The 24,604-nt window shown below is 67.3% G+C and carries 21 protein-coding genes; 11 read left to right on the forward strand and 10 right to left on the reverse strand.

Annotated features, from left to right (window positions below; genetic code table 11):
* The first annotated feature begins 17 nt into the window (after positions 1–17).
* Positions 18–1,217, forward strand: a complete 1,200-nt coding sequence (locus tag LK539_RS01940; protein WP_227799220.1) for an acyltransferase family protein — start codon at positions 18–20, stop codon at positions 1,215–1,217.
* A complete protein-coding gene (locus LK539_RS01945; RefSeq protein ID WP_227799221.1) occupies positions 1,214–1,735 on the forward strand; it encodes a PH domain-containing protein in 522 nt (173 codons plus the stop codon). The genes LK539_RS01940 and LK539_RS01945 overlap by 4 nt, the downstream gene beginning before the upstream one ends.
* Before the next feature lie 15 nt (positions 1,736–1,750).
* Here LK539_RS01945 and LK539_RS01950 read toward each other — a convergent pair whose 3' ends face one another.
* Positions 1,751–3,283: a methyl-accepting chemotaxis protein gene (locus tag LK539_RS01950; RefSeq protein WP_227799222.1), complete on the reverse strand. Its 1,533-nt coding sequence runs from the start codon at positions 3,281–3,283 to the stop codon at positions 1,751–1,753.
* 254 nt (positions 3,284–3,537) lie between these two features.
* Between LK539_RS01950 and LK539_RS01955 the strand changes: the two genes are divergently transcribed.
* From LK539_RS01955 to LK539_RS01965, 3 genes are all read left to right on the forward strand, one after another.
* Positions 3,538–5,946: a TonB-dependent receptor domain-containing protein gene (locus LK539_RS01955; protein WP_227799223.1), complete on the forward strand. Its 2,409-nt coding sequence runs from the start codon at positions 3,538–3,540 to the stop codon at positions 5,944–5,946.
* 139 nt (positions 5,947–6,085) lie between these two features.
* The gene (locus LK539_RS01960; protein WP_227799224.1) at positions 6,086–7,579 is read left to right on the forward strand and encodes an ATPase domain-containing protein; all 1,494 of its coding nucleotides are present in this window, start codon (positions 6,086–6,088) and stop codon (positions 7,577–7,579) included.
* Positions 7,566–9,290, forward strand: coding sequence for a response regulator (locus LK539_RS01965; RefSeq protein WP_227799225.1), 1,725 nt, complete (start codon positions 7,566–7,568; stop codon positions 9,288–9,290). The genes LK539_RS01960 and LK539_RS01965 overlap by 14 nt, the downstream gene beginning before the upstream one ends.
* A 4-nt stretch (positions 9,291–9,294) precedes the next feature.
* Here the strand turns inward: LK539_RS01965 and LK539_RS01970 are convergent, their stop codons facing one another.
* Positions 9,295–10,104, reverse strand: coding sequence for a nucleotidyltransferase domain-containing protein (locus tag LK539_RS01970; RefSeq protein WP_227799226.1), 810 nt, complete (start codon positions 10,102–10,104; stop codon positions 9,295–9,297).
* Positions 10,105–10,223: 119 nt separating this feature from the next.
* Here LK539_RS01970 and LK539_RS01975 point away from each other — a divergent pair, with 119 nt between their 5' ends.
* Complete coding sequence (locus LK539_RS01975) at positions 10,224–10,442, forward strand: hypothetical protein (RefSeq protein WP_227799227.1); 219 nt, start codon at positions 10,224–10,226, stop codon at positions 10,440–10,442.
* Between the two features lie 104 nt (positions 10,443–10,546).
* Here LK539_RS01975 and LK539_RS01980 read toward each other — a convergent pair whose 3' ends face one another.
* Positions 10,547–10,798, reverse strand: a complete 252-nt coding sequence (locus LK539_RS01980) for a hypothetical protein (protein ID WP_227799228.1) — start codon at positions 10,796–10,798, stop codon at positions 10,547–10,549.
* Between the two features lie 11 nt (positions 10,799–10,809).
* The gene (locus tag LK539_RS01985) at positions 10,810–11,937 is read right to left on the reverse strand and encodes a branched-chain amino acid ABC transporter substrate-binding protein (protein ID WP_227799229.1); all 1,128 of its coding nucleotides are present in this window, start codon (positions 11,935–11,937) and stop codon (positions 10,810–10,812) included.
* Between the two features lie 260 nt (positions 11,938–12,197).
* Here LK539_RS01985 and LK539_RS01990 point away from each other — a divergent pair, with 260 nt between their 5' ends.
* Positions 12,198–12,422, forward strand: a complete 225-nt coding sequence (locus tag LK539_RS01990) for a hypothetical protein (protein ID WP_227799230.1) — start codon at positions 12,198–12,200, stop codon at positions 12,420–12,422.
* A gap of 8 nt (positions 12,423–12,430) precedes the next feature.
* Here the strand turns inward: LK539_RS01990 and LK539_RS01995 are convergent, their stop codons facing one another.
* Positions 12,431–14,569, reverse strand: coding sequence for a TonB-dependent siderophore receptor (locus tag LK539_RS01995; protein WP_227799231.1), 2,139 nt, complete (start codon positions 14,567–14,569; stop codon positions 12,431–12,433).
* Between the two features lie 29 nt (positions 14,570–14,598).
* A complete protein-coding gene (gene dacB / locus LK539_RS02000) occupies positions 14,599–16,074 on the reverse strand; it encodes a D-alanyl-D-alanine carboxypeptidase/D-alanyl-D-alanine-endopeptidase (RefSeq protein ID WP_227799232.1) in 1,476 nt (491 codons plus the stop codon).
* Positions 16,075–16,219: 145 nt separating this feature from the next.
* On the opposite strand from dacB, the gene LK539_RS02005 reads away from it, so the two are divergent.
* Positions 16,220–17,323, forward strand: a complete 1,104-nt coding sequence (locus LK539_RS02005; RefSeq protein ID WP_227799233.1) for a sensor histidine kinase — start codon at positions 16,220–16,222, stop codon at positions 17,321–17,323.
* A gap of 5 nt (positions 17,324–17,328) precedes the next feature.
* Complete coding sequence (locus LK539_RS02010; RefSeq protein WP_227799234.1) at positions 17,329–18,105, forward strand: LytTR family DNA-binding domain-containing protein; 777 nt, start codon at positions 17,329–17,331, stop codon at positions 18,103–18,105.
* Between the two features lies 1 nt (position 18,106).
* Here the strand turns inward: LK539_RS02010 and LK539_RS02015 are convergent, their stop codons facing one another.
* The 4 genes from LK539_RS02015 to LK539_RS02030 all read right to left on the reverse strand — a co-directional run bounded on the left by LK539_RS02015 (position 18,107) and on the right by LK539_RS02030 (position 22,529).
* On the reverse strand, positions 18,107–19,444 hold the full coding sequence (locus tag LK539_RS02015) for an ATP-binding protein (RefSeq protein WP_227799235.1): 1,338 nt from the start codon (positions 19,442–19,444) through the stop codon (positions 18,107–18,109).
* Positions 19,445–19,458: 14 nt separating this feature from the next.
* The gene (locus LK539_RS02020; protein ID WP_227799236.1) at positions 19,459–20,121 is read right to left on the reverse strand and encodes a response regulator transcription factor; all 663 of its coding nucleotides are present in this window, start codon (positions 20,119–20,121) and stop codon (positions 19,459–19,461) included.
* A 48-nt stretch (positions 20,122–20,169) separates the two neighbouring features.
* Positions 20,170–21,708, reverse strand: coding sequence for a Do family serine endopeptidase (locus LK539_RS02025; protein WP_227799237.1), 1,539 nt, complete (start codon positions 21,706–21,708; stop codon positions 20,170–20,172).
* A gap of 362 nt (positions 21,709–22,070) precedes the next feature.
* Positions 22,071–22,529, reverse strand: coding sequence for an Hsp20 family protein (locus LK539_RS02030; RefSeq protein ID WP_227799238.1), 459 nt, complete (start codon positions 22,527–22,529; stop codon positions 22,071–22,073).
* Between the two features lie 213 nt (positions 22,530–22,742).
* Here LK539_RS02030 and LK539_RS02035 point away from each other — a divergent pair, with 213 nt between their 5' ends.
* Together LK539_RS02035 and LK539_RS02040 are read left to right on the forward strand one after the other, a co-directional pair.
* Positions 22,743–23,432 (forward strand): aspartate/glutamate racemase family protein, encoded by a 690-nt coding sequence (locus LK539_RS02035; RefSeq protein ID WP_227799239.1) that lies wholly within the window; start codon positions 22,743–22,745, stop codon positions 23,430–23,432.
* Positions 23,433–23,460: 28 nt separating this feature from the next.
* On the forward strand, positions 23,461–24,600 hold the full coding sequence (locus LK539_RS02040) for a metallophosphoesterase (protein WP_227799240.1): 1,140 nt from the start codon (positions 23,461–23,463) through the stop codon (positions 24,598–24,600).
* Positions 24,601–24,604 lie beyond the last annotated feature (4 nt).

The raw sequence follows: 24,604 nt of genomic DNA on the forward strand, positions 1-24,604 counted from the left end.
CCATCACACGGAACATCATGGACCAGCCCAGCCGGCTTCACGCATTCGACAACCTTCGCGCCGTGATGATGTGGCTCGGCATCCTGCTCCACGTGGCGATCAACCACACCACCGGTACCTTGCCCCTGCCGTGGCGCGATTCGCAGACCACGCCGGTCGCTGACCTGATCCTGGTCTTTATCCACGTCTTCCGCATGCCGGTGTTCTTCATCCTGGCCGGCTATTTCGTGGCCCTGCTGATCGCGCGCCGTGGACCCAGGGGCATGCTGGCGCACCGCATGCGCCGCCTGGCCCTACCCTTTGTCATCTTCTGGCCGGTGCTGATCGTCTGCACCACCGTCATGATGCTGGTCTACCTGCACGTGATGGCGCGCGGTACCGTGGGCATCGACATGTCGCTGCTGGCCCGCAAGGGCGCCGGCGCCTCGCCCTTCAACACGATGCACATGTGGTTCCTGTATTACCTGATCTGGTTCTGCATCCTGACCGCGGCGCTGGCGCCGCTGTGGAGCAGGCTGCCGGCGCCCGTCCATGACGGCGTCGATGCGGTCTTCCGCAAGCTCACCAAGAGCTGGTGGGGCCCGCTGGTGCTGACCATTCCACTGGCGATCGTCGCTTCTTTCTACCGCGCCGGCATGCTCGCCCCGAACGGCTCCTTCATCCCGCAGTTGACCGAGCTGGTGTACAACGGCATGTACTTCGTGTGCGGCCTGCTGGCCTGGCGCCACCAGGACACGCTGCTGCCCTACCTTACCCGGACCTGCTGGCGCAAGCTGCTCGCCGGCTTCGTCGTGTTCGTCGTCGCCCTCGCCGGCTTCAAGGTCTTCACCACCCGGCCGGCATCCGTTCCGCACCTCGAAGCCGGTATCGCCTTCTCCTACAACCTCGCCAGCTGGCTGTGGAGCTTTGCCCTCATCGGCCTGTTCCTGCGCTACATGCCGCGCCAGAACCGCGTCCTGCGCTACGTCTCCGAGAGTTCTTACTGGGTCTTCCTGGTGCACATGCCGTGCACGATCGGCTTCGGCGCCATGCTGTACACCCTGCCGGCGGGACCGATGACCAAGATGGCGCTGAACGTGCTGGCGACAACCGTCGTCTGCCTGCTCAGCTACCAGCTGCTGGTGCGCCATACGCTCATCGGCGTGCTGCTCAACGGCAGGCGGCAGGACAAGCCCAGGCCATCGACGCTCGGCCAGGACCAGGTAGTCGCCTCATGACCGACACCGGCACCCGCGCGCAGTTCAATCCCCTGATCAAGCCCTTCCTGGTGCTGAAGATCGGCGTCGTCATGATGTCGACCATCGTCGGCATCCCGCTGGCGATCGTCTGGTTCCTGGGCGTGGGCCGCTGGTGGGCCCAGCACTATTTCGACCGCCTGGAGTGCCACCTCGACGAGCGCAGCCTGCGCTACCGGAAGGGCATCCTGGTCACGACCGAGAAGACCATCCCGCTCGAGAACATCCAGGACGTGACCTTCATCGAAGGCCCGATCCTGCGGCGCTTCGACCTGAGCACCCTGAAGTTCGAGACGGCGGGCCACAGTGCAGGCCAGGCGTCCGACATGCAGCTGACCGGCATCATCGACGCCCAGGCCTTCCGCACCCGCATCCTGCAGGCGCGCGAAGCGCTTCGCCAGCGCCCGCAGGAAAGTGGCGGTGATGCCCAGCTGGCCGCGCTGCGCGCGATCGAGGCGAAGCTGGACGAGATCGCCCAGCTGCTGCGCAACAGGCAATAAGGCTTGCGCCGCGCGTCAGGCGACGCGGAACACCTCGACCTGGCGCGCCAGCTCCCGGGCCTGGTCGTGCATCGATTCGGCCGCGGCGGCTGCCTGTTCTACCAGCGATGCATTCTGCTGGGTCAGGTCGTCCACCTGCCCGACCGCGGTATTGATCTCGCGGACGCTCGCGGCCTGCTGGTCGCTGGCGGCAGCGATCCGCTCGATCAGCACGCTGACGCGCTGCACGCTGCCCAGCAGCTCGCGCATGGTCTTGCCGGATTCGTCGACCAGGCTGGTGCCGTCGTCGATCTTTGCTACCGATGCATGGATTAGCGCCTTGACCTCGCTTGCGGCGCTGGTGCAGCGTTGCGCAAGCAGGCGCACCTCCCCGGCCACGACCGCGAATCCCCTTCCCTGCTCGCCCGCGCGGGCCGCCTCGACGGCGGCGTTCAGGGCCAGGATATTGGTCTGGAAGGCGATGCCGTCGATGACTGCGATGATATCGACGATCTGGCTCGAAGCATGGCTGATGTCGCCCATGGTCTTGACGACTTCGCCGACGATCGCGCCGCCGCGGTCCGCGATCCGCGATGCTTCGGTCGCCAGCAGGCTGGCTGAACGTGCGTCTTCGGCGTTGCGGTTGACCGCATCGGTGAGCTCATGCATGGTGCTGGCAGTCTGCTGCAGGGAACTGGCCTGGGACTCGGTGCGGGCCGACAGGTCCTGGTTGCCGGACGCGATCTCGCGGCTGCTGGTGGTGATGGATCCGGTTCCCTGGCGTACGCCGTTGACGATGGTCGCCAGGCCGGCGCTCATCCCTGCCAGGGAGCGCGACAGCGTGCCGATCTCGTCGCCCGCCGAGGTATCGATGCGGGCCGTCAGGTCGCCCACCGCCACGGCCTCGGCAAACCGGGACGCCTGGCGCAGCGGACGGGTAATGCTGATGGTGACCCAGTAGGCCAGGGCCGCGCCGATCGCGAGGGCGATCGCCGCAATGGCGACCACGATGGTGCGCGAGCTTGCCACTACCGAATCGACACGGTCGCTGGCGGTATTCATCCGGGTCTCGATATTCCTGATGACCACATCGAGATCGGCCACGATCTGGCGGCGCAAGGGGCTGCATTCGGCAACGAGGAAGACGCCGAACTCACTCATCTGTTTCGCGCTGCGGTATTGGCGGGGTCGCGCCAGCTCGCGCGCCATGGCATGCAGTCCGGCGCTGGCCTTGCGGAAGTCGGGACGCTCGCCGAGGATGGGTTCCAGTTTCTGCAGGCGATCGACAAAGATGGCGCGCTGCTGGTCCAGCACGTCGAGCTCCCTGAACGCGTCCTCGTCGCGCTCGTAGATGTAGGCATTGCGCGCTGCGAGGCCGGTCTGACCGAGCGCCTCGCGAAGCTCGATCAGTTGTGCGAGCTGGGTGGTGCGGATCTGCTTCTCTTCGGCCACCATGTGCGCCGTGTCCCCCATGCGCACCAGGGCGATCGCCGCCAGCAGGAGTGTCAGCATGCCGATGGCGCCGAAACCGCATGCGAGCCGGGCGCCGATTTTCAGGTTCTTCAACATCCTTGTCTTTCTCTTCATGTGATGAGCTGTTACGCAAAATCTCACTAAAGAGAGGTGCGCACCTTTTAAAATCATAGTAGCGCATGTAAGACAATTCCTACAAAACAATTACATTACCTTGTGGCAATTCGGATTGTTTCTTGCAGTATGCTTGATAAATACAGGTTATATTGCTACAACGTTGTGTTAATGCTACAGCGCCTTGGTGCTGCTCCGACGATTGATTAGTATTCAATTTTGCCTCGGAGACATCGGTGCTCACACTCAAACGCCTTCCCCAGTCGCTCCTGCTCGCCCTGTATGGCGGCGCCTTCCTGCTTCCCGCCCACGCCCAGGATACGGCTCCAACGGCGCCCATCCCGCCGGCCGCGGCCGCGGCCGAGGGCAGCAACATGCAGAGCGTCAGCATCGTCGGTTCGCGCCGCGTCGGCAGCTCGTCCGCCATCGACACGCCGGTGCCGGTCGATACGATTTCGATGACCAAGGCCACCGAACAGGGCGGCCAGTTCGACCTGGCCCAGATCCTGACCAACGTGTCGCCCTCGTTCAACTCGACGCGCCAGACCGGCGCCGACGGCGCCGACCTGGTCGACTCCGCCGCCCTGCGCGGCCTCGGGTCCGACCAGACCCTAGTGCTGGTGAACGGCAAGCGCCGCCATACCACGGCGCTGGTGAACCTGTTCGGCGCCCGCAACCGCGGCAATACCGGCACCGACATGAACGCGATTCCCGTCATGGCGATCCGTAACGTGCAGGTGCTGCGCGACGGCGCCGCCGCCCAGTACGGGTCGGATGCGATCGCCGGCGTCATCAACATCGAGCTGAAGAAGAACCTGGGCTGCGAGCTGGTGACGGGCTTCGGCCAGTACACCGAAGGCGACGGCGACAACTACCTGGCCTCGGCCTACTGCGGCGTGGCCGTGGGTGGCGGCGTGCTGGGCATCACCGGCGAATACTACGACCGCGGCCGCTCCAACCGTGCCGAGGAAGGCAACCCGCGCATCATCGGCGACACCAAGTCGCAGAACAGCACCCTCTACCTGAACGGCGAATTCCCGGCGGGCCCCGGCAAGGCCTACGTCACCGCGGGCGTGCAGAACCGCGACGCGTCCTCGGCCGCCTGGGCGCGCGAAGGCATCGGCTCCGACGACATCCCTTCGCGCAACTCGGCCGCGATGTACCCGGACGGCTTCGTTCCCTTCATCAACGGCGACATCGACGACCGCTGGGGCACCGCGGGCTACCGTTTCAAGCTGGGCGAGTGGAACACCGACCTGTCGCAGACCATCGGCTACAACCGCATGCGCTACAACATCGCGAACACGCTCAACGCCTCGATCGCGAACCTCGACCTGAGCCGCGGCGGTCGCGGCATCAGCGCGCGCCAGTTCGACGCCGGCGGCTTCTCGTTCCGCCAGGCCACCACCAACCTGGACTTCTCGCGCTTCTATGAAGGCCTCGGCATGGGCACCAACATCGCCTTCGGCCTCGAGCACCGCCGCGAGAACTACAAGATCCGCGCGGGCGAACCGGGTTCCTACATCGACGCCGACGGCGTGGGTGTGGGCGGCAACGCCGGCAGCCAGGGCTTCCCCGGCTTCCAGCCGAGCGACGCGACCGACAGCGACCGCCACTCGAACGCCGCCTACCTCGACGTCGAGACCGACCTGTCCGAGCGCTTCAAGCTGCAGGCCGCGCTGCGCCACGAGCGCTATTCGGACTTCGGTTCGACCACCACCGGCAAGCTGGCCGGCGGCTTCAGGCTGGCGCCGACGCTGCTGCTGCGCGGTTCGGCCAGCACGGGCTTCCGCGCGCCGTCGCTGCAGCAGGTCTACTTCTCGTCGACCTTCACCGACTTCGTCAGCGGCCAGCCGCTCGACGTGGTGCTGGCGCCGAACGGCGGCCGCGTTGCCAACGCCGCCGGCATCCCGCGCCTGAAGGAAGAAGAGTCGAAGAGCTACACATTGGGCCTGACCTGGTCGCCGAGCCAGGCGACCTCGCTGACGGCCGACCTGTACCGCATCAATATCGACGACCGCATCGTGCTGTCGGGCCGCTTCGACGCCGACAACTACCCGGCCCTCGGCGCCACCCTGCAGCAGCTCGGCGTGGGCCAGGCCCAGTTCTTCGTCAACTCGGTCGACACCAAGACCGAGGGCCTGGACGTGACGGTGTCGAACCGCGCCAGCGTGGGCGCGGGCCGGCTGAACACCTTCCTGGCGCTGAACTTCAGCAAGACCGAAGTGACCGGCGTGCACGCGCCGAGCGCGCTGCGTGGCTTCGAAGACGTGCTGCTGTCCGAGCGCGAACGCCTGTTCATCGAGGAAGGCGCGCCGCGCCGCAAGGCCACGCTGGGCTTCGACTACAGCCAGGGCAAATGGGAAACCGCGCTGCGCATCATCCATTTCGGTCCGCAGACCCTGGGCACCTTCTCGGGCCCGCCGGTGCCGAACCAGTACTACAAGGCGAGGACCTCGGCCGACCTGTCCCTCACCTGGTCTCTGAATGACAAAACCAAGTTCACTGTCGGCGGCACCAACATCTTCAACGTCAAGCCGAGCGAACAGGATCCGAACGAAACCGACAATGGCTTCAAGTACGAGAGCGTGCAGTTCGGCCTGAACGGCGCGGCCTGGTTCGCGCGCCTGGCGCACCGCTTCTGACGCGGCATTCCCGCACACAGCAAGGGCCCCGCATGGGGCCCTTTTTTTTGTTGTACTGCGTATAATGCCTTGCATATTCCGTCGGCAGCAAGCGACGGCCACTCCCCCGCCGCTGTCGCGGCACACGCAAGGCCGCACGATGAGTACCGCTGTCAATACCCGCATTTCCACCGGCATCGCCGGCCTCGACGACATCCTCGGCGGCGGCCTGACGCCGCAGCGCATCTACCTGGTCGAAGGCTCGCCCGGCGCCGGCAAGACCACCCTCGGGCTCCAGTTCCTGCTCGACGGCGCGGCGAAGAACGAAAGCGGGATGTACATCACCCTGTCCGAGACCGCTGACGAACTGGCGGCGGTGGCGGCCAGCCACGGCTGGGACATCGGCGCGCTGTCGGTGTACGAACTGGCCGGCGACAGTGAACTCGATCCGGATGCGCAGCAGTCGGTGTTCCATCCGTCCGAAATCGAACTGGGCGAGACCACACGCAACGTGATGAACCAGATCGACGCGGTGCGGCCGGTGCGGGTGGTGTTCGACAGCCTGTCGGAGATGCGCCTGCTGGCGCAGAACCCGCTGCGCTACCGGCGCCAGATCCTCGCGCTCAAGCAGTTCTTCGCGGCGCGCGCCTGCACCGTTCTGCTCCTGGACGACAAGACCAGCGAGTCCGACCAGCACCTGCACAGCATCGCGCACGGCGTGATCAGCCTGGAGCAGATCGCCAAGGAATTCGGCAAGGAGCGCCGGCGCGTCAAGATCATCAAAATGCGCGGCATCCGCTTCCGCGGCGGCTACCACGACTACCTGCTCGACACCGGCGGCATCACCATGTTCCCGCGCCTGGTCGCGGCCGAACACATACGCGACTTCGTCCCGATGGTGCATCCGACCGGTTCAAGCGGCCTGGACGCCCTGCTCGGGGGAGGCCTGGTGCGCGGCACCAATACCCTGATGGTCGGCCCCTCCGGCATCGGCAAGACCACCCTGTCGACGCGCTGCCTGCTGAGCGCCCTGGAGCGCGGGGAGCATGCTTCGTTCTACCTGTTCGACGAAGGCCTCGGCACCTTCTTCGCGCGCAACCGCGCCTTCGGCATGGAACTGCGCGGCTACGTCGACAGCGGCCAGCTGCGCATCCACCACATCGACCCGGCCGAGCTGTCGCCGGGCGAATTCGCGCAGATGCTGCGCGACGCGGTGGAACTGTCCAAGGTCGGCTTCATCGTCATCGACAGCCTGAACGCCTACCTGCAGGCGATGCCGGGCGAGCAGTACCTGATCCTGCAAATGCACGAACTGCTGTCCTACCTGAACCAGCAAGGCGTGACCACGGTGCTGGTGCTGGGCCAGCACGGCATGATCGGCGAAGTGAAGTCCGACGTCGACCTGAGCTACCTGAGCGACAGCACGGTCCTGATGCGCTTCTTCGAGTCGAACGGCCGCCTGCGCCGGGCGATTACCGTCATCAAGAGCCGCACCGCCGAACACGCGCTCACCATCCACGAGCTGCAACTGGGTGCCGGCGGGGTGCGCATCGGCCATCCGCTCGAAGGCTTCGACGGTGTCCTTTCCGGCCTGCCGAGCTACCGTGGCGTGACCCCGATGATCTCGGACCTGCCTCCCGATGTCGACAGCTAGCCGACACGACGAGCGCATCCTGCTTCTCGCGCCACGCGGGCGCGATGCCGAAGTCATGTGCCCGGTGCTGGCGCAGGACGGCGCCGCCTGCACGGTGATGCATGATTTCCCCGGGCTGGTTGCCGCCATCGGCGAGGGCGCCGGCATGGCCATCGTGGCCGAGGAAGCCCTGCACGGCGTCGACTTCGCCCCGCTGCAGGCCTGGCTGGCGGCACAGGAACCCTGGTCGGACTTTCCCTTCGTCCTGTTGCTGGGCAAGCCGGTCGGCCTGGCGGCGGGCGAGGCGCGCACGCGGCTGGAAGAGCTGGGCAACATCATCCTGCTCGAGCGCCCGCTCAACGCCCAGACCCTTCGCAGCGCGGCGCGTTCGGCGCTGCGCGCGCGGCGGCGCCAGTACGCGGCCCGCGACCTGCTGGCCGAGAGCGCCGGCACGGCGGCGCGCCTGCAACAGAGCCAGCAGGCCCTGCTGCTGCTCAACGAAACCCTCGAGTCGCGTATCGAGGAACGCACGCGCGCGCTGGCCCAGGCCAATGACCGCCTGATGAACGAGGTGATCGAGCGCGAACGGGTGCAGCAGGCCATGGTGCAGTTCCAGAAGATGGAAGCGGTCGGCCAGCTGACCGGCGGCATCGCCCACGACTTCAACAACCTGCTGAACGTGGTCCAGGGCAGCATGGACCTGATCCTGCTGCTCTCGAAGGACGAAGTGGCGCGCCAGCGCGCCGAGATCGCACGCCGCGCCTGCCAGCGCGGCGGCAAGCTGACCAGCCAGCTGCTGGCCTTCGCCCGCAACCAGAACCTGGATTTGCGTCCGGCCGAGGTGAGCGCCCTGTTCGACGGCGTGCGCGAACTGGTGGCGACCTCGCTCGGCTCACGCATCGGCCTGCGTTTCGAGGTCGCCCCCGCCTGCGCACGCGTGTTCGCGGACGCCAACCAGATGGAGATGGCGCTGCTGAACCTGGCCATCAATGCGCGCGACGCCATGGACGGCAGCGGCGAACTGCTGTTCCAGGCCGCGAACGCGGCGCCGCCGGAAGGCCTGCTGCCGCCCGGGGACTATGTGCGCATCGCGGTCACCGACAACGGCCCCGGCATGCCGCCCGAGCTGGTGAACAAGGTGTTCGAGCCCTTCTTCACCACCAAGGCGGTCGGCAAGGGCACCGGCCTGGGCCTGAGCCAGGTATACGGGATGGCCCAGCAATCCGGCGGCGCAGCGCGCATCCTCAGCCAGCCTGCAGTCGGCACCACAGTCGAGATCTGGCTGCGCGCCTGGGACGGCGGCAGCGACCTGGACACGGCGCCGCCGCCTGCCGTTGCGCCGGAGGCGTCAGAGGGCTTCCACATCCTGGTGGTCGAAGACGACAATTTCGTGCGCGAGTCGATGGTGCTCTCGCTCGAAGCCTTCGGGCACGCGGTGACCCAGGCCGCCAGTGGCGAAGCAGCCCTGCGCGAACTGCAGCGCGGGCGCCCGGACCTGATCATCACCGACTACCTGATGCCGGGCATCACCGGCGCCGAACTGATGCTGCGGGCGCGCGAAGTCTTCCCTGGAATCCCGATGATCATCGCCACCGGCTACGCCGACATGCATGCGATCGACGAGGTGCTGGGCGACGACATCCTGCTGCACAAGCCCTTCCAGCTGGCCGAGCTGGCCCGCAGCGTCCAGCGCGCGCTGGGCCGCGGCGGGCCTGCCGCGCCGCAGCACTGAGCCGTCAAGCTGTCGCGCCCTGCTCCGGCAGGCGCGCGCGGATTCCTTCCACGTAGGCGACGGCCGCCGCTTCGGCTGCGCCCGGCGGCCGCTCTTCGCGCAGTTCGCGGTACAGGGCGATGCAGGCTTGCAGCGCGCGCAGGCAGTCGAGCGCGTCGTAGCGCGGCACGGTCGCCGCCAGCGCCGCGGCAAAGACGGGGTCGCGGGTTTCGATCCGGCGCACGCCCTGGGGCCGGGCGCCGGCGCGGCGCAGGGCCAGCGGTCCCAGCACCGCCGAGCGGATGAAGGAGAGGAAGTCGATCGCCTCGAACAGCTCGCCGCGCCCGATCTTGCCGGCGCCGTAATGCACCCAGATCCAGAAGCGGTCTTCGATCCAGGTGGGATCGGGTTGCGGATAGTGCGCCTCACCGTGCTGCAGCGCTGCCGTGACGCGGCCGTCGCGCTCCCACAGCACGGCCGGATCTTCCACTCGCTGGTGGACGTCACCCAGCGCGACGATCTTCAGGTCGACGTGCAGCAGCGGCGCATCATAAAGGCAGATCAGCAGCCGCGGCTCGCCCACGTGCTCGCCCGAGAAGGACGCCAGCAGGCTGCCCAGCCGGGCCGCGAGCGTGCCCCGCTCGCTCATCAGAGCCGCATGCTGGTCCGGCTCGGTGACGATCAACAGGTCGACGTCGCTGAACTCGTCCATCTCTCCGGTAAGCAGCGAACCGGCGCCGGCCAGGCCGACGATGCGGGGGTCAAGGCGCAGGACCTCGAGGGCGTGCTGGATGAACTGACGGTGCGCTGCAGGCAGGGTGGTGGGAAGGCTCATGGCATGCATCCTGGTTGAACTCTGCCGTATTGTACAGACACCGAGCCGGACGCCGTCCAAAACGCCGCTGTGCCACACTGGATCCATCAAGGTTTGGACTGTCCATCCGGGAGCACATCATGAACAACGAACAGAAATCGCAGGAGCAGCCGCAGGGCGCGGCTCAGCAAGGGGCGCCGCAGGGCGAGCAAGCGGCGCAGCCGCAAGGCCAGCAGAAGGCGCAGCAGCAGGCCGCCGCCGAGCTGGACGCCCTCGCCAACAAGAAGCCGGAAGACCTGACGCCGGACGAACTACGCCTGATGGCCGATACCATGCCGGGCGAAGGACCGGGCGACTGATATGTTCGTATTCTTCTCGAACAAACTCGGTTGCCTCGGCTCGATCGCGGTCTCGATCGTCCTCACCTTGGTTCTGCTGCTGATCTTCGGCGTGTTTTAAGAGCCTACTTCTTCAGCGAACGGACAAAGGCGAGGACCTCATCTTCCCGCCCCTCGCCCACCGCCTGGGCGGCGCTCTTGTCGCCCAGCGCTTCGCGCTGTTCGTCCATCCAGGCGCTGGCCGCATCGTCACTGCCCAGGATGCCGCGCACTTCGTGCATGACCGTGTAATAGGCCTGCGCCTTGCGCGACTGCTGGCCGAAACGCTCCTTCAATGCAGCAAAGGCGTCCGGCTTGATCGGGTCGTTGCTCGCCATGGCGCCGCTCCTTATTTGGTGACGGTGAGCAAGGAGCGCTTGCCGCCCTCGAAGGAGTACAGGGTGATGGTGCCGTCGCGGATGTCGCCACGCTGGTCGAAGGCGATCGGTCCGGTCACGCCCTTGTACTGGATTTTCGCCAGCACCGGCAGGTACTTGGCCGGCTGCGCGGAACCGGCCTTCACCATCGCCTCGGCCATGGTCATCACGGCGTCATAGGCATAGGGTGCATTGATCTGGACGTCGATGCCGAAGCGTTTCTTGTAATCGGCGCGGAACTTGTCCATGCCGGCGCGGGCTTCGCCCTGCACCCCGCCCGCTTCCGCGCACACCACCTGGCCGTCCGTCATGGTGCCGCCGGAGAGCTTGTGGATCTCGTCCGAGCAGATACCGTCGCCGCCCATCATGCGCACGTTCATGCCGAGCTGCTTCATCTGGCGCAGCATCGGGCCGGCCGTCGCGCTCATGCCGCCGAAGAAGACCAGGTCGGGCTTGGTGGCGCGGATGCGGGTGATGATGGCGCTGAAGTCCGTCGCCTTGTCGTTGGTGAACTCGCGCGCCACGACGCTGCCGCCCTGCTGCTGCAGGCTGCGCGCGAACTCGGTGACCAGGCCCTGGCCATAGGCGGTGCGGTCGTCGACCACGGCCACGCGCTTGGCTTTCATGTTGCCGATGGCGTAGCGGCCCAGCGCCTGCCCCAGCTGCACGTCGTTGGCCACTACGCGGAAGGCGGTGTTGAAGCCCTGGCGGGTGTATTGCGGCGAAGTCGAGGAAGGCGAAATCTGCGGAATCCCGGCCGCATGGTAGATCTTCGAGGCCGGGATGGTGGTGCCTGAGGTTTCGTGGCCGACCATGCCGTTGATCCGGCCGTCGACGAGCTTCTGGGCCACCGCGGTGGCCTGCTTCGGGTCGCCGCCGTCGTCCTCGGCCACCAGTTCGAAGCGCACCTTCTTGCCGGCGATGACGGCGCCCTTGGCGTTGAGCGCCTCGATCGCCATGCGCGCACCGTTCTCGGTGTCCTTGCCGAAGTAGGCCACCGGGCCGGTCACGGCGGCCGCATGGCCGATTTTCACCACTTCCTGCGCCGAGGCCGTGCCGGCCAGTGCCACAGTCGCCAACAGGGCTGCTTGCTTCTTCATCGATTCCTCTTCAATTCGTCGGGCCGGGCCCGGATAGGCAAAACGGCCATTCTACCGTTTGCGCGTCCGCCCTGCCGGCGGGGCGCAATACAAGTGTGAGAATTGGAGAGAATCCAAGGCGCAAACTCTTGTATCCTCCCCCGCTTGCATAAATACGAGGGGAGCCGGCACAGCCGAGCATCCCCCAGTTCACGGAGACCACCATCGTTACACTCGCTACACGCGCCGCCGTCCTCACGGCCGGCGCCCTGCTTTCCTGCGTGCCGGCCCAGGCCGAGCACTCCTCCAGCAAAACCTCGGCCGCCACCCGCGTGCGCAGCAGCACCCAGCAGCACGAGTGCCGGCGCCTGCGCACGGCGATCGTGGAATCGGAACAGTCGGAACGGCGCATGCGCGCCGCGATGATGGAATCGGTGCAGCAGGACCTGCTCATCCTGCGCAAGCGCTTCCGCAGGCTGGGCTGCCAGTCCGGCACCCGTGCCTGAGACCCGGCCTACAGGGACTGTTCCCACATCAGGCGCCAGGTCGGACGCACCCGATAGACGGTCGAGCGTGCGAGCAGGCTGCTGCCCTCGTAAACCATGCGTTCCCGGTAGTCGCGCTGCAGCAGGTCGGCCACGGATAGCCGTAAGCGCGAGGCGGCGCCCTGCTTCCACACCGCATACAGGTCGAGCTGGCGCCTGGCGCCGGCATCGCTGAAGATCAGCGCGCTCGCACGGCTGGCTGCTGCTGCCCGGTAGCTCCAGGTACCGCCCAAGTCGGCCCGGCTGCCGGGCGCCGCGTAATCCAGCCCGAGATTGCCGCTGTAGGCCGGCTGGCCCTCGATGCGGTTGTCCGGCCCTGGCACACTATCCAGCCGCGACCAGTTGCGCGCCAGGTTGACGCGGGCCGACAGCGGTCCGCGGGTGGTCCGGCCTTCGAACTCGATGCCGCGCACGGTCGCGCCGCCGCCGTTCTCGGGCATGGAGGTCCAGACACCCCTGCTCTCGCCGATGCGCACGAGCGTGATGTCGCGGATGCGCTTGTGGAAGGCACTGATGCTGAGCATCGCGCCGCCGTCCATGTGGCGCTCCCAGGCCAGGTCGACCGCGAGCGCAAGCTCCGGGCGCAGCCTCGGATTGCCCTGCTGGTCCGGGTTGGTGGCGCTGTTGTTGTTGTCGACCGTGTAGCGTCGCGGCATGAGCTGGACGATGTTCGGCGCCTTGTAGGTGCGGCCCAGCGCAAAGCGGAACTGGTCGCGCGCGCCCCCTTTGCCATCCACCTTGCCCGGCTTGAACAGCGCCTGGAACACCGGGCTCCACGCGCCGGCGGCGACGTCGACCGCCGCATCCGCGTTGCCGGCGCCAGTCGTGCGCAGGTCTTCGCGGCGCAGGCCGGCGTAGGCGGACCAGTGCTCGTCGATGTCCCATTCGTCCTGGATGAACAGCGCACTGCGCGCGACCGTCGCGCGGTAGTCCTCGTCGCTGGAGAACAGCTGGGCGCCGGCGGGATCGGCGTGGCGTTCGCGCCGGAATTCGCTGCGCTGCTTGCGGCCGAACTCCCAGCCCGCAGCCAGCGAATGGCTGCCCCACAAGGGGCGGCGCCAGCTGCCGCTGAAGTTCCATTCGCGCTCCCTCGGCCCGGAAGCGACGAAGTGGGATTCGAGCAGCCGGTCCTGCAGGTCCATGCCGCGATAGCTGAAGTCCGCCTCGCGCTTCATGTGAAAGCCTTCCAGCTTGGTGGACAGGCGTGCGCCGCCCTCGAACCTGCGGGTCCAGGCCAGGTCGGCGTAGAGGTGGAGCGGGCGCGTCTCGAAGTGCTGGGTGGCGTGCGGGAAGGCGGTCGCGCTACCGGCCAAGGTGGTCTCGTCTTCGCGCTTGTGGTTGTCGATGTGGCGCCGGCGCACATAGCTCTGAGAGGTGATGCTGTCACGCGCCGTCGGCTGCCACGAGAAACGCGGCGCCAGTTCCAGCACGTCCTCGACCTGGCGGTCGGTCCATGCCGTGCGGCGCAGCAGGGCGGGATCGCTTCCTTCCTCGATGCTGAGGGCGGCGACCGGATTGACGGTGCGCCTGAAGGTGGCTGCCACGGTGTAGGCCAGGGTGCCGCTGCGGCCGCTGTGCTGCGCAAGCAGCTGGGGCGCCGCGCGGCCATCCACGAAGGCGCTGCCGGCCTTGAATTCATTGGCGCCGGCGCCTTTCGCCGGGCCGGCGCGGCGCAGGATCACGTTGATGGCGCCGGCCATGGCCTGGCTGCTGGTCTCGGCCGTGGCGGCGCGCTGGATCTCGATGCGCTCGATCAGGTCGGGACTGATCGATTCCAGCGAAAAGCCGCTGGGCGCGGGCAAGCCGTTGAGCAGGATCGCGACATGGCCGCCGCCCATCCCGCGCATGCGGATCGCCGCCTCCTTGCCGGGAACGGCGTCGACCGTGATGCCGGGCTGGCGTTTCAGTACCTCGGCCAGGCTGGCGTCGCCCTGGCGCAGGATTTCCTCGCGGCCGACGATGATGGCGGTGGTGGTCGACTGCGCCCGGCCGTCGGCGGCGCCGGCCGTGACGAGGACCTGCTGCATGGCTTGCGGGGTGGTCTGGGCACTGGCGCAGGCGTGCGCCGCCAGCAGCAGCGCGCTGGCGCCGGTTCGGATCGTGTGCATGGTGTGGATGTGGTGTAGGTGGTGGTGGTTTACCGGTCGTGCGCTTGCTGCTGCGCGGCAGCGCCGCCTTCGGCGACCCAGGCCATCAGGCGGTCCAGCACCGCCCTCCCCTTCTCGGCCTGGGGATCGTTGATGAAGGCCGCCACGGCCCATTCCTGCCCGTGCAGGTCGCGCACGTAGCCGGCCAGAGCGGCGACATCGCGCAAGGTGCCCGTCTTCAGGCGCGCATTGCCGGCCGCTAGAGTCGCCTTCAGGCGATTCTTCATGGTGCCGTCCAGCGCCGCGATCGGCAGGCTGGCGGCGAACTCGGGCTGCCAGCGGCTGGCCGCAGCGCGCTTCAGCAATGCAGACAAGGCTGCTGGGCTGATCCGTTCATGGCGCGACAGCCCGGCGCCGTTCTCGATGACGATGCCGGCGGGATCGACACCCTGCGCCGCAATCCAGTCGAGGACGCGGCTGCGCGCGCGTTCGAGCGTTGGCCGAGCTTCGCCCGTGCTGGAGGTGGCGCCCATGGTCAGGAGCAGCAGGCGCGCCTTGACCGCGTCCGAGTTCTTGTTGACGGTGCGGACCGTCTCGGCCAGCGTCTCGAACCGGCGCTCGACCAGCATGTACGCACCGGGCGGGACCCTGCCTGCGCGCACTTTGCCGCGCCACTGCCCGCCCATTTCCTGCCACAGGGCGCGGACCAGCCGTTCCAGGTACTCGTCGCGCTCGAGCGTCGCCAGGTCGACGGTCTTGCTGCAGTGTCGTGGAAAGGAGCCGGTCAGCACGATCTGCAGGCCGTTGTCGGCCCGGGCCTGCACCAGCGGCTGGCGCCAGGTGTCGCTCCAGTCGGCGCAGGGCCGGTCGTCCAGCGTCATCCGGTTCAGCACGCGCACCCCGGACAAGGGCGGCGTAGCCTGCACGCGCAGCGTCGATGCATCGGAAGACAGCGTGTAGCTGATCAAGCCGTCCGACACCATCAGGGCGTCGGGAATCACGTTGTACCACGCGTCCGGGGTGTCGTCGAAGGGCGCGGCGCCGATATCGGTTCGGGACGGCTCGAACAGGGACCGGTCCAGCACCAGGTCACCCGTGATGGAGACGATGCCCTCGTCGCGCACGCTGCGCAGCATGGCGCCGAGCCGCTCCCAGGTGAGATTCGGTTCGCCGCCGCCGAGCAGGTACAGATTCCCCTTCAGCGCTCCGTGCGCGGCTGCGGCGTCCGACAGCAGCGCCGTGCGCCAGCGGTATGCGGGGCCCAGCGTATCCAGGGCGGCCAGGGTCGTGACCAGCTTCATGGCCGACGCTGGGTTGACGCTTCGGCGCTCGTCCAGCCCATGCGCAGGGGCCGCGGCTGCGCCCAGGGGCTCGATCCGGTAGCTCAGCGCGCCGGCCGGGATCTCCTGGCGCGCCAGCTCCTGCATCACGGCGGCAGGCACCGGGTCGGCGGCCTGCGCCGCCAGGGCGAAGAGCACGCAGAAGGCGCCGGCGGCGCGCATCATGGAATGGACAAGCGTGGGCATGGTGGCCTCTCGGGTAGTAGTAGCGGCCATTCTGCGCAACGCCGCAGCGCCCTGCCATCAACTATGTGACGAATGCCGGGTTCCGTGTGATGGCCGGGCCCGGCGGCGGTCTTGGAGGCGATGGCGCGCTGCTATACTTTTCCCGATGAAGTCTTCCCTCTACCACCGCCTCCAGCCCTTTGCGCGGATCGTCGCCGTCACGGCCTGCCTGTGGACGGCCATCAGCGTCCTCGGTGCACTCCAGACATACAGCGACAACCTGCGCGCCGGGGTCGACAGCCACTATCCGGCGCTGCTGGCCACCTGGTTCGTCGAATACGCCGTGCCGCTGATCGTCCTGAGCATTGTCCTGAGCAGTGCGCTGACGCGCTGGCCGACGCTGATTGCGCGACCGCGCAACGTGGTGGCCCTGTTCGCCGTGCTGGTGCTGCTATTCCAGCCCGCGCAATGGACGTGGATGGCGTGGCAGCGCGGGCTCCTGCAGATCGCCAGCGTCCAGGATGCGTGGCAACTGCTGCTGAAGATGCTGCTGGTCGGCTGGTTTTCGACCACCGGCACCTTTGCCGCCATCCTCGCCTTCTTCTACTTCCGCCAGGCCAGGGAGCGCGAACTGGCATGGCAGCGCTCGCAGACCGACATGCTCAACCTGCGCCTCGCGCTCGAAGAACAGCGCATGCTGGCCCTGCGCGCGCAGCTGGAGCCGCATTTCCTTTTCAATGCCCTGAACGCGATCAGCGCCCTGGTGCGCGGCGGCGACCGGCCGCTGGCCCTGCACGGGATCAATCTGCTGAGCGACCTGCTGCGCTACGTCCTGTCGGCCAGCGCCGGCACCACCACCACCGTCGCCGCCGAGCTGCGCTTCGTGCAGGACTACCTGGACCTGCAGCGCCTGCGCTATGGCGACCGGCTGCGCATGCATGTCGACGGCGCCGATGCGCTGTTGCAGGAAGTCCCCTGCCCGCCGCTGCTGCTGCAGCCGCTGGTCGAGAACGCGCTGCGGCATGAACTCGACTGCACCGAGGGACCGAGCGACATCCGCCTGGCGTTCATCCGGGAGCAAGACGTGCTGCTGGTCCGGGTCACCAATCCGGTCGGGAAGGATGCGCCGCCCAACCCCGGCGCCGGGCTCGGGCTGGCCAACACCCAGGACCGCCTGCGGCTGATGCACTCCGAGGCATCGCTGAGCGCCGGGCGCCAGGGCAAGCGCTTCGTGGCCGAGATCCGGCTGCCGCTGGCAAGCGCGGATTGACAGGCATGGCGATCCGCTACCTCATCGTCGACGACGAAGCGCCGGGCAGGATGAACCTGCGCCTGGCCATGGCGGCCCATCCGGGCTGGGAGCTGGTGGCGGAGTGCGGCGGCGCGGTGGCGGCGCGCGAAGCACTGGCGCGGCAGGCGGTCGACCTGGTATTCCTCGACATCCAGATGCCGGGACAATCCGGCCTGATGCTGGCGCGCGAGATCAGCCGCATGGCCGAACCACCGCTGATCGTCTTCGTGACCGCCTACAGCGAGCACGCGATCGAGGCCTTCGAGGTGCACGCCCTCGATTATCTGCTCAAGCCGCTCGACGATGGGCGGCTGGCGCAGGCTGTCGAGCGCAGCGCGGCGATGCTGAGGCAGCGCCAGCGCGATGCCTACGGGGCGGCCGTGCGCGGCTACGTGGATGCGGACAAGGGGGAAAAGACACGCTACCCCGACGCCATCGGCGTGCGCTCGGTCGGCCGCATCGAGCAGGTCAGCGTGCGCGAGATCCTGCGCATCGAATCCGCGGGCAACTACGTCGAACTGCACCTGGCCGGACGTTCCGTCCTGCACCGCATTCCCCTGAGCCGTCTCGAGGGGCTGCTGGCGCCGGACGAATTCGTGCGCGTGCACCGGGGCACGATCGTGCGGCGCAGCGAGATCGCGCGCCTTGCAATCGGCGGTGACGGCAGTTACTCACTCACCCTGCGCTGCGGCGCCACGGTGGCGGTCAGCGAGCGCTATGCGGGCGCGCTGAAAACCATCCTGACGGGCCAGGAATCCTGACTCAGGCGCCGGTCGGCTTGAAGCTGACTGTGGCCGACAGTCCGCCCAGGCGTTCGGACTGGCCCAGGGCCAGGGTGGCGCCGTGGCGTTCAGCGATGGCCTTGATGATGGCTAGCCCCAGGCCGCTGCCGGCGGCTTCGCTGCCGGCTACCCGGTAGAAGCGGTCGAACACGCGCTCGCGTTCCTCCGGCGGGATGCCGGGTCCGCTGTCCTCGACCGCGACGCTGATGTTCCCGCCCTCGCTGCGCACCGAGATGTCGGCGGTGCCGCCTTGCGGGGTGTACTTGATCGCATTGTCGACCAGGTTGCGCAGCAGGATGTGCAGCGCATCCGGCTGCCCTTCCACGGTGGCGGGATCGGCATGGTGCACGCCCACGTCCACGCCCTTGGCCGCAGCCACGCCGGCCAGGTCGGCCACGGTGCGGCGGGCCAGGTCGCTGAGGTCGACCGGGCGCGCGGCCGTGCTGGTGGCGGCCGCTTCCTGGCGCGCCAGCACCAAGAGCTGCTCGACCAGGCGGGTGGCGCGGTCGATGCCGGCGGTCAGGCGCGACACGGCCAGCTTGCGTGCTTCCGGGGATTCCGCACGGTCCAGGCTCTGCGCCTGCAGGCGCAGCGCGGCCAGCGGGGTGCGCAGTTCGTGGGCGGCGTCGGCGACAAAGGTCTGCTGGGCGTCGAAAGCGGTTTTCACGCGCCCGAACAGCAGGTTCAGTTCCTGCACCAGCGGGCGCACCTCGTCCGGCAATCCGGCTTCCGACACCGGCGACAGGTCGTCGGCCTGGCGCGACGCGACCTGCGAGCGCACCCGCGCCACCGGATCGAGCGAGCCGCTCACCACCCACCACACGACCAGCATCAGGATCGGCATCATCACCGCGATCGGACCGAGGGTGCGCAGCGCCAGGTTACCCGCCATGTTGCGGCGCACGGCCAGGTCCTGGGCCACCTGCACAGTCTGGTTCTCGGTCTGGATCGAGAACACGCGGTAAACGGTGTTGTTGGCCTTGACGTTGGAGAAGCCGAGCACCGCGCGCTGCGGCAGCTTGGCCCGCGAGACGCTGTGGAAGACCTGCACCCCGTCGGGGGACCACATCTGCACCACCATGTCGTCGTTGTTGGTGCCGGGCTTGTCGGTCTGGGCTTCGAGGCGGCGCTGCGCCTCGGTGTTCGACAGCGGCGTGCCCGAGCGCAGCGACAAGGCCATCTGCTGCATGTGGTAGTCGAAGATCTGGTCGGCGTCGTGCAGCGCCGTGCGGTAGGCGATCGAGGCCTGCGCCAGCGCGGCGATGGTGATCGCCGCCAGCAGGTACCACAGCAGGCGCCCACGCAGCGAGTGGGTCATCCGGGGGCGAAACCTCATGCCTTGGGTACCATGTAGCCGACGCCGCGCACGTTCTGGATCAGGTCACTGCCCAGCTTCTTGCGCAGGCCGTGGATGTAGACTTCGACCGCGTTGCTGGAGACTTCGTCGCGCCAGCTGTACAGCTTTTCTTCGAGCTGGGCGCGCGAGAGCACGGCGCCCGGCCGCGCCACCAGGGCCTCGAGCACGGCCCATTCGCGCGCCGACAGCGCAACGCCCACGCCGTCCACCAGCACTTCGCGGGTGGCCGGGTTGACGGAGATGTTCTTGTATTCGAAGATGGGTTCGGCACGCCCGGCGGCACGCCGCAGCAGCGCGCGGATGCGCGCCAGCAGTTCGTCGAGATCGTAGGGCTTGAGGACGTAGTCGTCTGCGCCGGCGTCCAGTCCGGCAATGCGCTGGGCCACCGAGTCGCGCGCGGTGGCGACCAGCACCGGGGTGCGGTCCTTGCGCGTGCGCATTGAGCGCAGCACTTCGAGCCCGTCCTTGCGCGGCAGGCCCAGGTCGAGCAGGACCAGATCGTAGTTCTGGTTTTGCAGGAGGGCCGTGTCGGCCATCTCGCCGTCCTTGACCCAGTCGACGGCGTAGTGCTCGGCCCGTAACAGGTCGAGCACTACTTCGCCGATCATCGTATCGTCTTCTACCAGCAATAGCCGCATGAATTCCCCGTTCTTGAAACCGTGCGGGTCGAGGACGCTACGCTTCCCTTAACCAATCCGCACCGGAATGAAGATTCTGTCATTCCCGCGCTGGATCAGCAAGGCCACCGACTTGCTGGCCTTGGCCACCACGTCGCGGACCTGGTCGGGCGAGTTCACCACCCGGCCGTTGACTGACACGAGCACGTCGCCCGGTTCGACGCCGGCGATCGCCGCGGCGCCTTGTACATCCTCGATCACCAGGCCCGATGCGATGCCGCTCTGGCGGCGCTCGATCGGTTCCAGCGGACGCAGGGCCAGGCCCAGCTTGGCGCTGTTGTCCGGCGCTTGCGCCAGCTCTTCCTGCGGCGCGCGCTTGGCCTTCGCGTTGGCGTCGCCCAGGGTTGCATCAACACGCACCAGCTTGCCGTCGCGCCAGACGTCGAGCGCCACGCGCTCGCCCGGCTTCGACATCGAGATGTTGCTCGACAGGTCGATCGAAGACACGATCGGCTGGCCGTTGATACGGCGGATGATGTCGCCCGACTTCAGGCCGGCGCGCTCGGCCGGGCTGCCGCGCTCGACGCTCTCGACCAGCGCGCCTTCCGGCGAATCGAGGCGGAAGGCATCGGCAAAGGCCTGGCCCACTTCCCGCACGCCGACGCCCAGCTTGGCGTGCTGCACCTTGCCGGTAGCGACGATCTGGTCCTTGATCTTGACCGCGACGTCGATCGGGATCGCAAACGACAGGCCCTGGTAGCCGCCGGTCTGGCTGTAGATCTGCGAGTTGATGCCCACCACTTCGCCGCGGGTGTTGAACAGCGGCCCGCCCGAGTTGCCCGGGTTGACCGCGACGTCGGTCTGGATGAAGGGCACCTGGTTGTCCTGCAGCGAACGGCCTGTGGCGCTCACCACGCCGGCGGTGACGGTGCTTTCCAGGCCATAGGGCGAACCGATGGCCAGCACCCACTCGCCCACCAGCAGCGAACGCGATTTACCCACTGGTACCGTCGGCAGGTTCTTGCCGTCGATCTTCAGCACGGCCACGTCGGTCTTCGGGTCCGAGCCCAGGACCTTGGCGCGGAATTCGCGGCGGTCCTGCAGCTTGACGGTGACTTCGTCGGCGCCCTGCACGACGTGGGCATTGGTCAGGATGACGCCGTCCGGGCTTACGATGAAGCCCGATCCGGCGCCGAAAACGGGAGCCGGCGCTTCCCGGCCGCCGCCGTAGCGGGGGTCCTGGAACTGCCGGAAGAATTCATAGAGCGGGTGTCCCGGCGGGATCTGCGGCGTGTTGCCGCGGTTCGCGGTCTTCATGCCGCCGACCACGCGGATGTTCACCACCGCCTTGCCGTTCTGCGAGGCGATGCGGGTGAAGTCGGGCAGGGTCACGCTGCCGGCGGGTGCGGCGGAAGGGGGGGCGGCCGCAGGGCCGCCCGCTGCAGGCGCAGGTGCCGCCTGCACGGGGGCCGGGGCGGCCGTTTCGGCGGCCACGTTGTTATGGTTGACGGCAAGCGCACCGACCGCTCCGCCGATGACGCCCGCGGCACACAGGGCCAGCGTGAGGCGTTTGGCAGTGATGGCAGTGACGGCACCTTCGTTACGCATGTATGTGCTCCTGATGGAAAATGGTTGACCGATGATGTTGTCTATCGATGGGTGTAGTGTCCCAAAGCTGGCTTAGACAATGCTTAAGCTGGCAACTTTCACCCTTACATCACTCTTAAGATGCACTGTCGTTCGTAGGGTGGGCGGGGTAGTGCAGGCCAGTGGCCGGCACTACGAACGCCCACGCGTTCAAATCACCTTGGCAGGTACGCGTCGTAGTACGCGCACGAACGTTGAACGCGTGGGCGGCATAGCCGCCCACCCTACGGAAACCCTGAGCACATCGTCAAAAAGGGCGCCCCGTGGGACGCCCTCTTTCAAGCTACTACTCTGTACTGCGGGCGTTCGTCCCTTGCTTGGACTTACGCTGCTTCGCGCTGTTCCAGCGCCTGGACGTTGCCGGTATTGCCGTTGGCGTCACCAATGGTGATCTTGCGCGGCTTGAAGGCTTCCGGCACTTCGCGCACCAGTTCGATGGTCAGCATGCCGTTGTCGAAGGATGCAGCGGTGACCTTCACGTGGTTCGCCAGCTGGAAGCGCTGTTCGAAGTCGCGAGCGGCGATACCGCGGTGCAGGAAGGTGCGCTGGGTCTCGTCCTTCTGCTTGCGGCCGGTGACGTGCAGGGTGTCACGCTCGGTCACGATCTCGATTTCGTCGCGGGTGAAGCCGGCCAGGGCCATCACGATGCGGTAGTTGTCTTCGCTCACCAGTTCGATGTTGTACGGCGGGTAGCTCGGCTCGCCGCGCTGCTCGAGCAGGCTGGCCAGGCGATCGAAACCGATGGCGGAACGGTACAGGGGAGTCAGGTCGAAAGTACGCATGATAAATATCCTTTTAAGTTAAGCGATAAGTTGCCGGACCTCATCGTGAGCATCCGGTGAATCCAATCTAGTGGCACCCCGATGCACTTTCAAGACATACGAAATATGGATTTTTAATTCATTTTGCAAATATTATTTGCATATGCATGAAGGATTGAAACATTGCCCGCGTGCTAAACTCGACCGGTTTTTACTCTTCCGGAGCGACCAAACATGAAGACCATCGGCCTGATCGGCGGCATGAGCTGGGAGTCCACCGTCCCCTACTACCGCAGCATCAACGAGACGGTGCGCGAGCTGCGCGGCGGCCTGCATTCGGCAAAACTGGTGCTGGTGAGCGTGGACTTCGACGAGGTCGAACGCCTGCAGCGCACCGGCGACTGGGACCGGGCCGGGCTTCTCCTGGCCGACTGCGCGCGCCGTCTCGAAAGCGCAGGCGCCGACTTCATCGTCCTGTGCACCAACACCATGCACAAGGTGGCGCCTGCGATCGACGCGGCCGCCGGCATCCCGTTGTTCCACATCGCCGATCCCACCGCGGAAGCGATCCGCGCCCAGGGCCTGCGCAGAATCGGCCTGCTCGGCACGCGCTTCACGATGGAGCAGGATTTCTACCGCGCGCGTCTCCAGCAGCATGGCCTCGAGGTGCTGGTGCCGGGCGAAGCGGGTCGCGCGCTGGTGCACCGCGTGATCTACGACGAGCTTTGCCAGGGCAAGGTGCTCGATGCTTCGCGCGATGCCTACCGCGCCGTCATTCAGGAGCTGGTGGATGCCGGCGCCGAAGCCGTCATCCTCGGCTGCACCGAGATCGCCCTGCTGATCGGCCCCGCCGACAGCCCGGTGCCGGTGTTCGACACCACCGCACTGCACGCGCGCAAGGCCGCCGAATTTGCGCTAAGGTGAGGCCCCCGAGCCACGCCCCCACGCTTCCATGTTTTCGATCGTCCTGAATATCGTCGGTACCCTGTTCCATCTGTACGTCGCGGCGCGCCTGTATTCGCTCGATCCGGTGCGCAGCCGCATCCCGCGGCGCGCCTGGTGGATCGGCGCCTTCCTGGTCTGGCTGCTGTATTTCGCCGGCGTGCGCGTCGGTGACGAAGCGCTCGACTGGCGCTGGTGGCCGGGGCAGTTCGCCCTGACCTGGCTCGGCATTAGCTTCGTGATGTCGCTGTGCCTCCTGGCGGCAGACCTGGCAAGCGGCTTCGGGTTCTGGTGGCGCGCGCATACGCAGAAGCTGCGCGCGACTGGTGCGATCGCCGGCGTGCTGCTGGCGGCCTTCGCCCTGTTCCAGGGCATGCGCGCGCCCGTCATCGTCGACCAGGAAGTGGTGATGAAGGACCTGCCGCGCGCGCTGGACGGCACCGTGATCGTCGCCGTCAGCGACATCCACCTGGGCGCCCAGCGCCGCTCGGAATGGCTGGCCGCGCGCGTGGCACAGATCAACGCCCTGCAGCCCGCGGCGGTCCTGCTGCTGGGCGACCAGGTCGAGGACAATCCGGTCGGCGAGCCGCAACTGGCGCCGACGCTGCGCGGCCTGCGTGCTCCTTTAGGCGTGTGGGCGGTGACGGGCAACCACGAGTTCTACGGCGACGTCGAGACCACCGTGTCCGAATTCCAGCAAGGCGGTGTGCGCTGGCTGCGCGACCGCCAGGTGGAACTGGCGCCAGGCCTGGTGCTGGCGGGGATTGAGGACATCGGGAGAACGATGCGCAATGAAGGCGAATACACGGGCGGCCTGGCGCGCACCATCCCAACGCGCACCGATACCGCAACGATCCTGATGTCGCACATCCCCGCTCCCGGCATCATCGAGGAAGCGCGCGAACGCGGCGTCGACCTGATGCTGTCGGGGCATACCCACGGCGGCCAGATCTGGCCCTTCAGCTATGCGGTGCAGCAGCGCTTCGCCAAGTACGCGGGCGCCTACGACGTCGACGGCATGCTGCTGTACGTGACGCGCGGCGCCGGCAGCTGGGGCCCGCGCATGCGCCTGTGGAAGCCGGGTGAGATCATCCGCCTGACACTACGTGCGCCGGCCGCGGCATCCGCCATGACAGCATCGACTCACTGAGGAA

Origin of the sequence: Massilia sp. IC2-476, from assembly GCF_020707295.1 — a bacterium.
In the GTDB taxonomy this organism is placed as follows: Bacteria; Pseudomonadota; Gammaproteobacteria; order Burkholderiales; family Burkholderiaceae_D; genus Telluria.

Bases quoted from the DNA above. Each gene is read 5' to 3' on its own strand.
- LK539_RS01940 (WP_227799220.1), top strand. From the start codon at position 18: ATGGACCAGCCCAGCCGGCTTCACGCATTCGACAACCTTCGCGCCGTG.
- LK539_RS01945 (WP_227799221.1), top strand. From the start codon at position 1,214: ATGACCGACACCGGCACCCGCGCGCAGTTCAATCCCCTGATCAAGCCC.
- LK539_RS01950 (WP_227799222.1), bottom strand. From the start codon at position 3,283: ATGTTGAAGAACCTGAAAATCGGCGCCCGGCTCGCATGCGGTTTCGGC.
- LK539_RS01960 (WP_227799224.1), top strand. From the start codon at position 6,086: ATGAGTACCGCTGTCAATACCCGCATTTCCACCGGCATCGCCGGCCTC.
- LK539_RS01965 (WP_227799225.1), top strand. From the start codon at position 7,566: ATGTCGACAGCTAGCCGACACGACGAGCGCATCCTGCTTCTCGCGCCA.
- LK539_RS01970 (WP_227799226.1), bottom strand. From the start codon at position 10,104: ATGAGCCTTCCCACCACCCTGCCTGCAGCGCACCGTCAGTTCATCCAG.
- LK539_RS01975 (WP_227799227.1), top strand. From the start codon at position 10,224: ATGAACAACGAACAGAAATCGCAGGAGCAGCCGCAGGGCGCGGCTCAG.
- LK539_RS01980 (WP_227799228.1), bottom strand. From the start codon at position 10,798: ATGGCGAGCAACGACCCGATCAAGCCGGACGCCTTTGCTGCATTGAAG.
- LK539_RS01985 (WP_227799229.1), bottom strand. From the start codon at position 11,937: ATGAAGAAGCAAGCAGCCCTGTTGGCGACTGTGGCACTGGCCGGCACG.
- LK539_RS01995 (WP_227799231.1), bottom strand. From the start codon at position 14,569: ATGCACACGATCCGAACCGGCGCCAGCGCGCTGCTGCTGGCGGCGCAC.
- dacB (WP_227799232.1), bottom strand. From the start codon at position 16,074: ATGCCCACGCTTGTCCATTCCATGATGCGCGCCGCCGGCGCCTTCTGC.
- LK539_RS02005 (WP_227799233.1), top strand. From the start codon at position 16,220: ATGAAGTCTTCCCTCTACCACCGCCTCCAGCCCTTTGCGCGGATCGTC.
- LK539_RS02010 (WP_227799234.1), top strand. From the start codon at position 17,329: ATGGCGATCCGCTACCTCATCGTCGACGACGAAGCGCCGGGCAGGATG.
- LK539_RS02015 (WP_227799235.1), bottom strand. From the start codon at position 19,444: ATGACCCACTCGCTGCGTGGGCGCCTGCTGTGGTACCTGCTGGCGGCG.
- LK539_RS02020 (WP_227799236.1), bottom strand. From the start codon at position 20,121: ATGCGGCTATTGCTGGTAGAAGACGATACGATGATCGGCGAAGTAGTG.
- LK539_RS02025 (WP_227799237.1), bottom strand. From the start codon at position 21,708: ATGCGTAACGAAGGTGCCGTCACTGCCATCACTGCCAAACGCCTCACG.
- LK539_RS02030 (WP_227799238.1), bottom strand. From the start codon at position 22,529: ATGCGTACTTTCGACCTGACTCCCCTGTACCGTTCCGCCATCGGTTTC.
- LK539_RS02035 (WP_227799239.1), top strand. From the start codon at position 22,743: ATGAAGACCATCGGCCTGATCGGCGGCATGAGCTGGGAGTCCACCGTC.
- LK539_RS02040 (WP_227799240.1), top strand. From the start codon at position 23,461: ATGTTTTCGATCGTCCTGAATATCGTCGGTACCCTGTTCCATCTGTAC.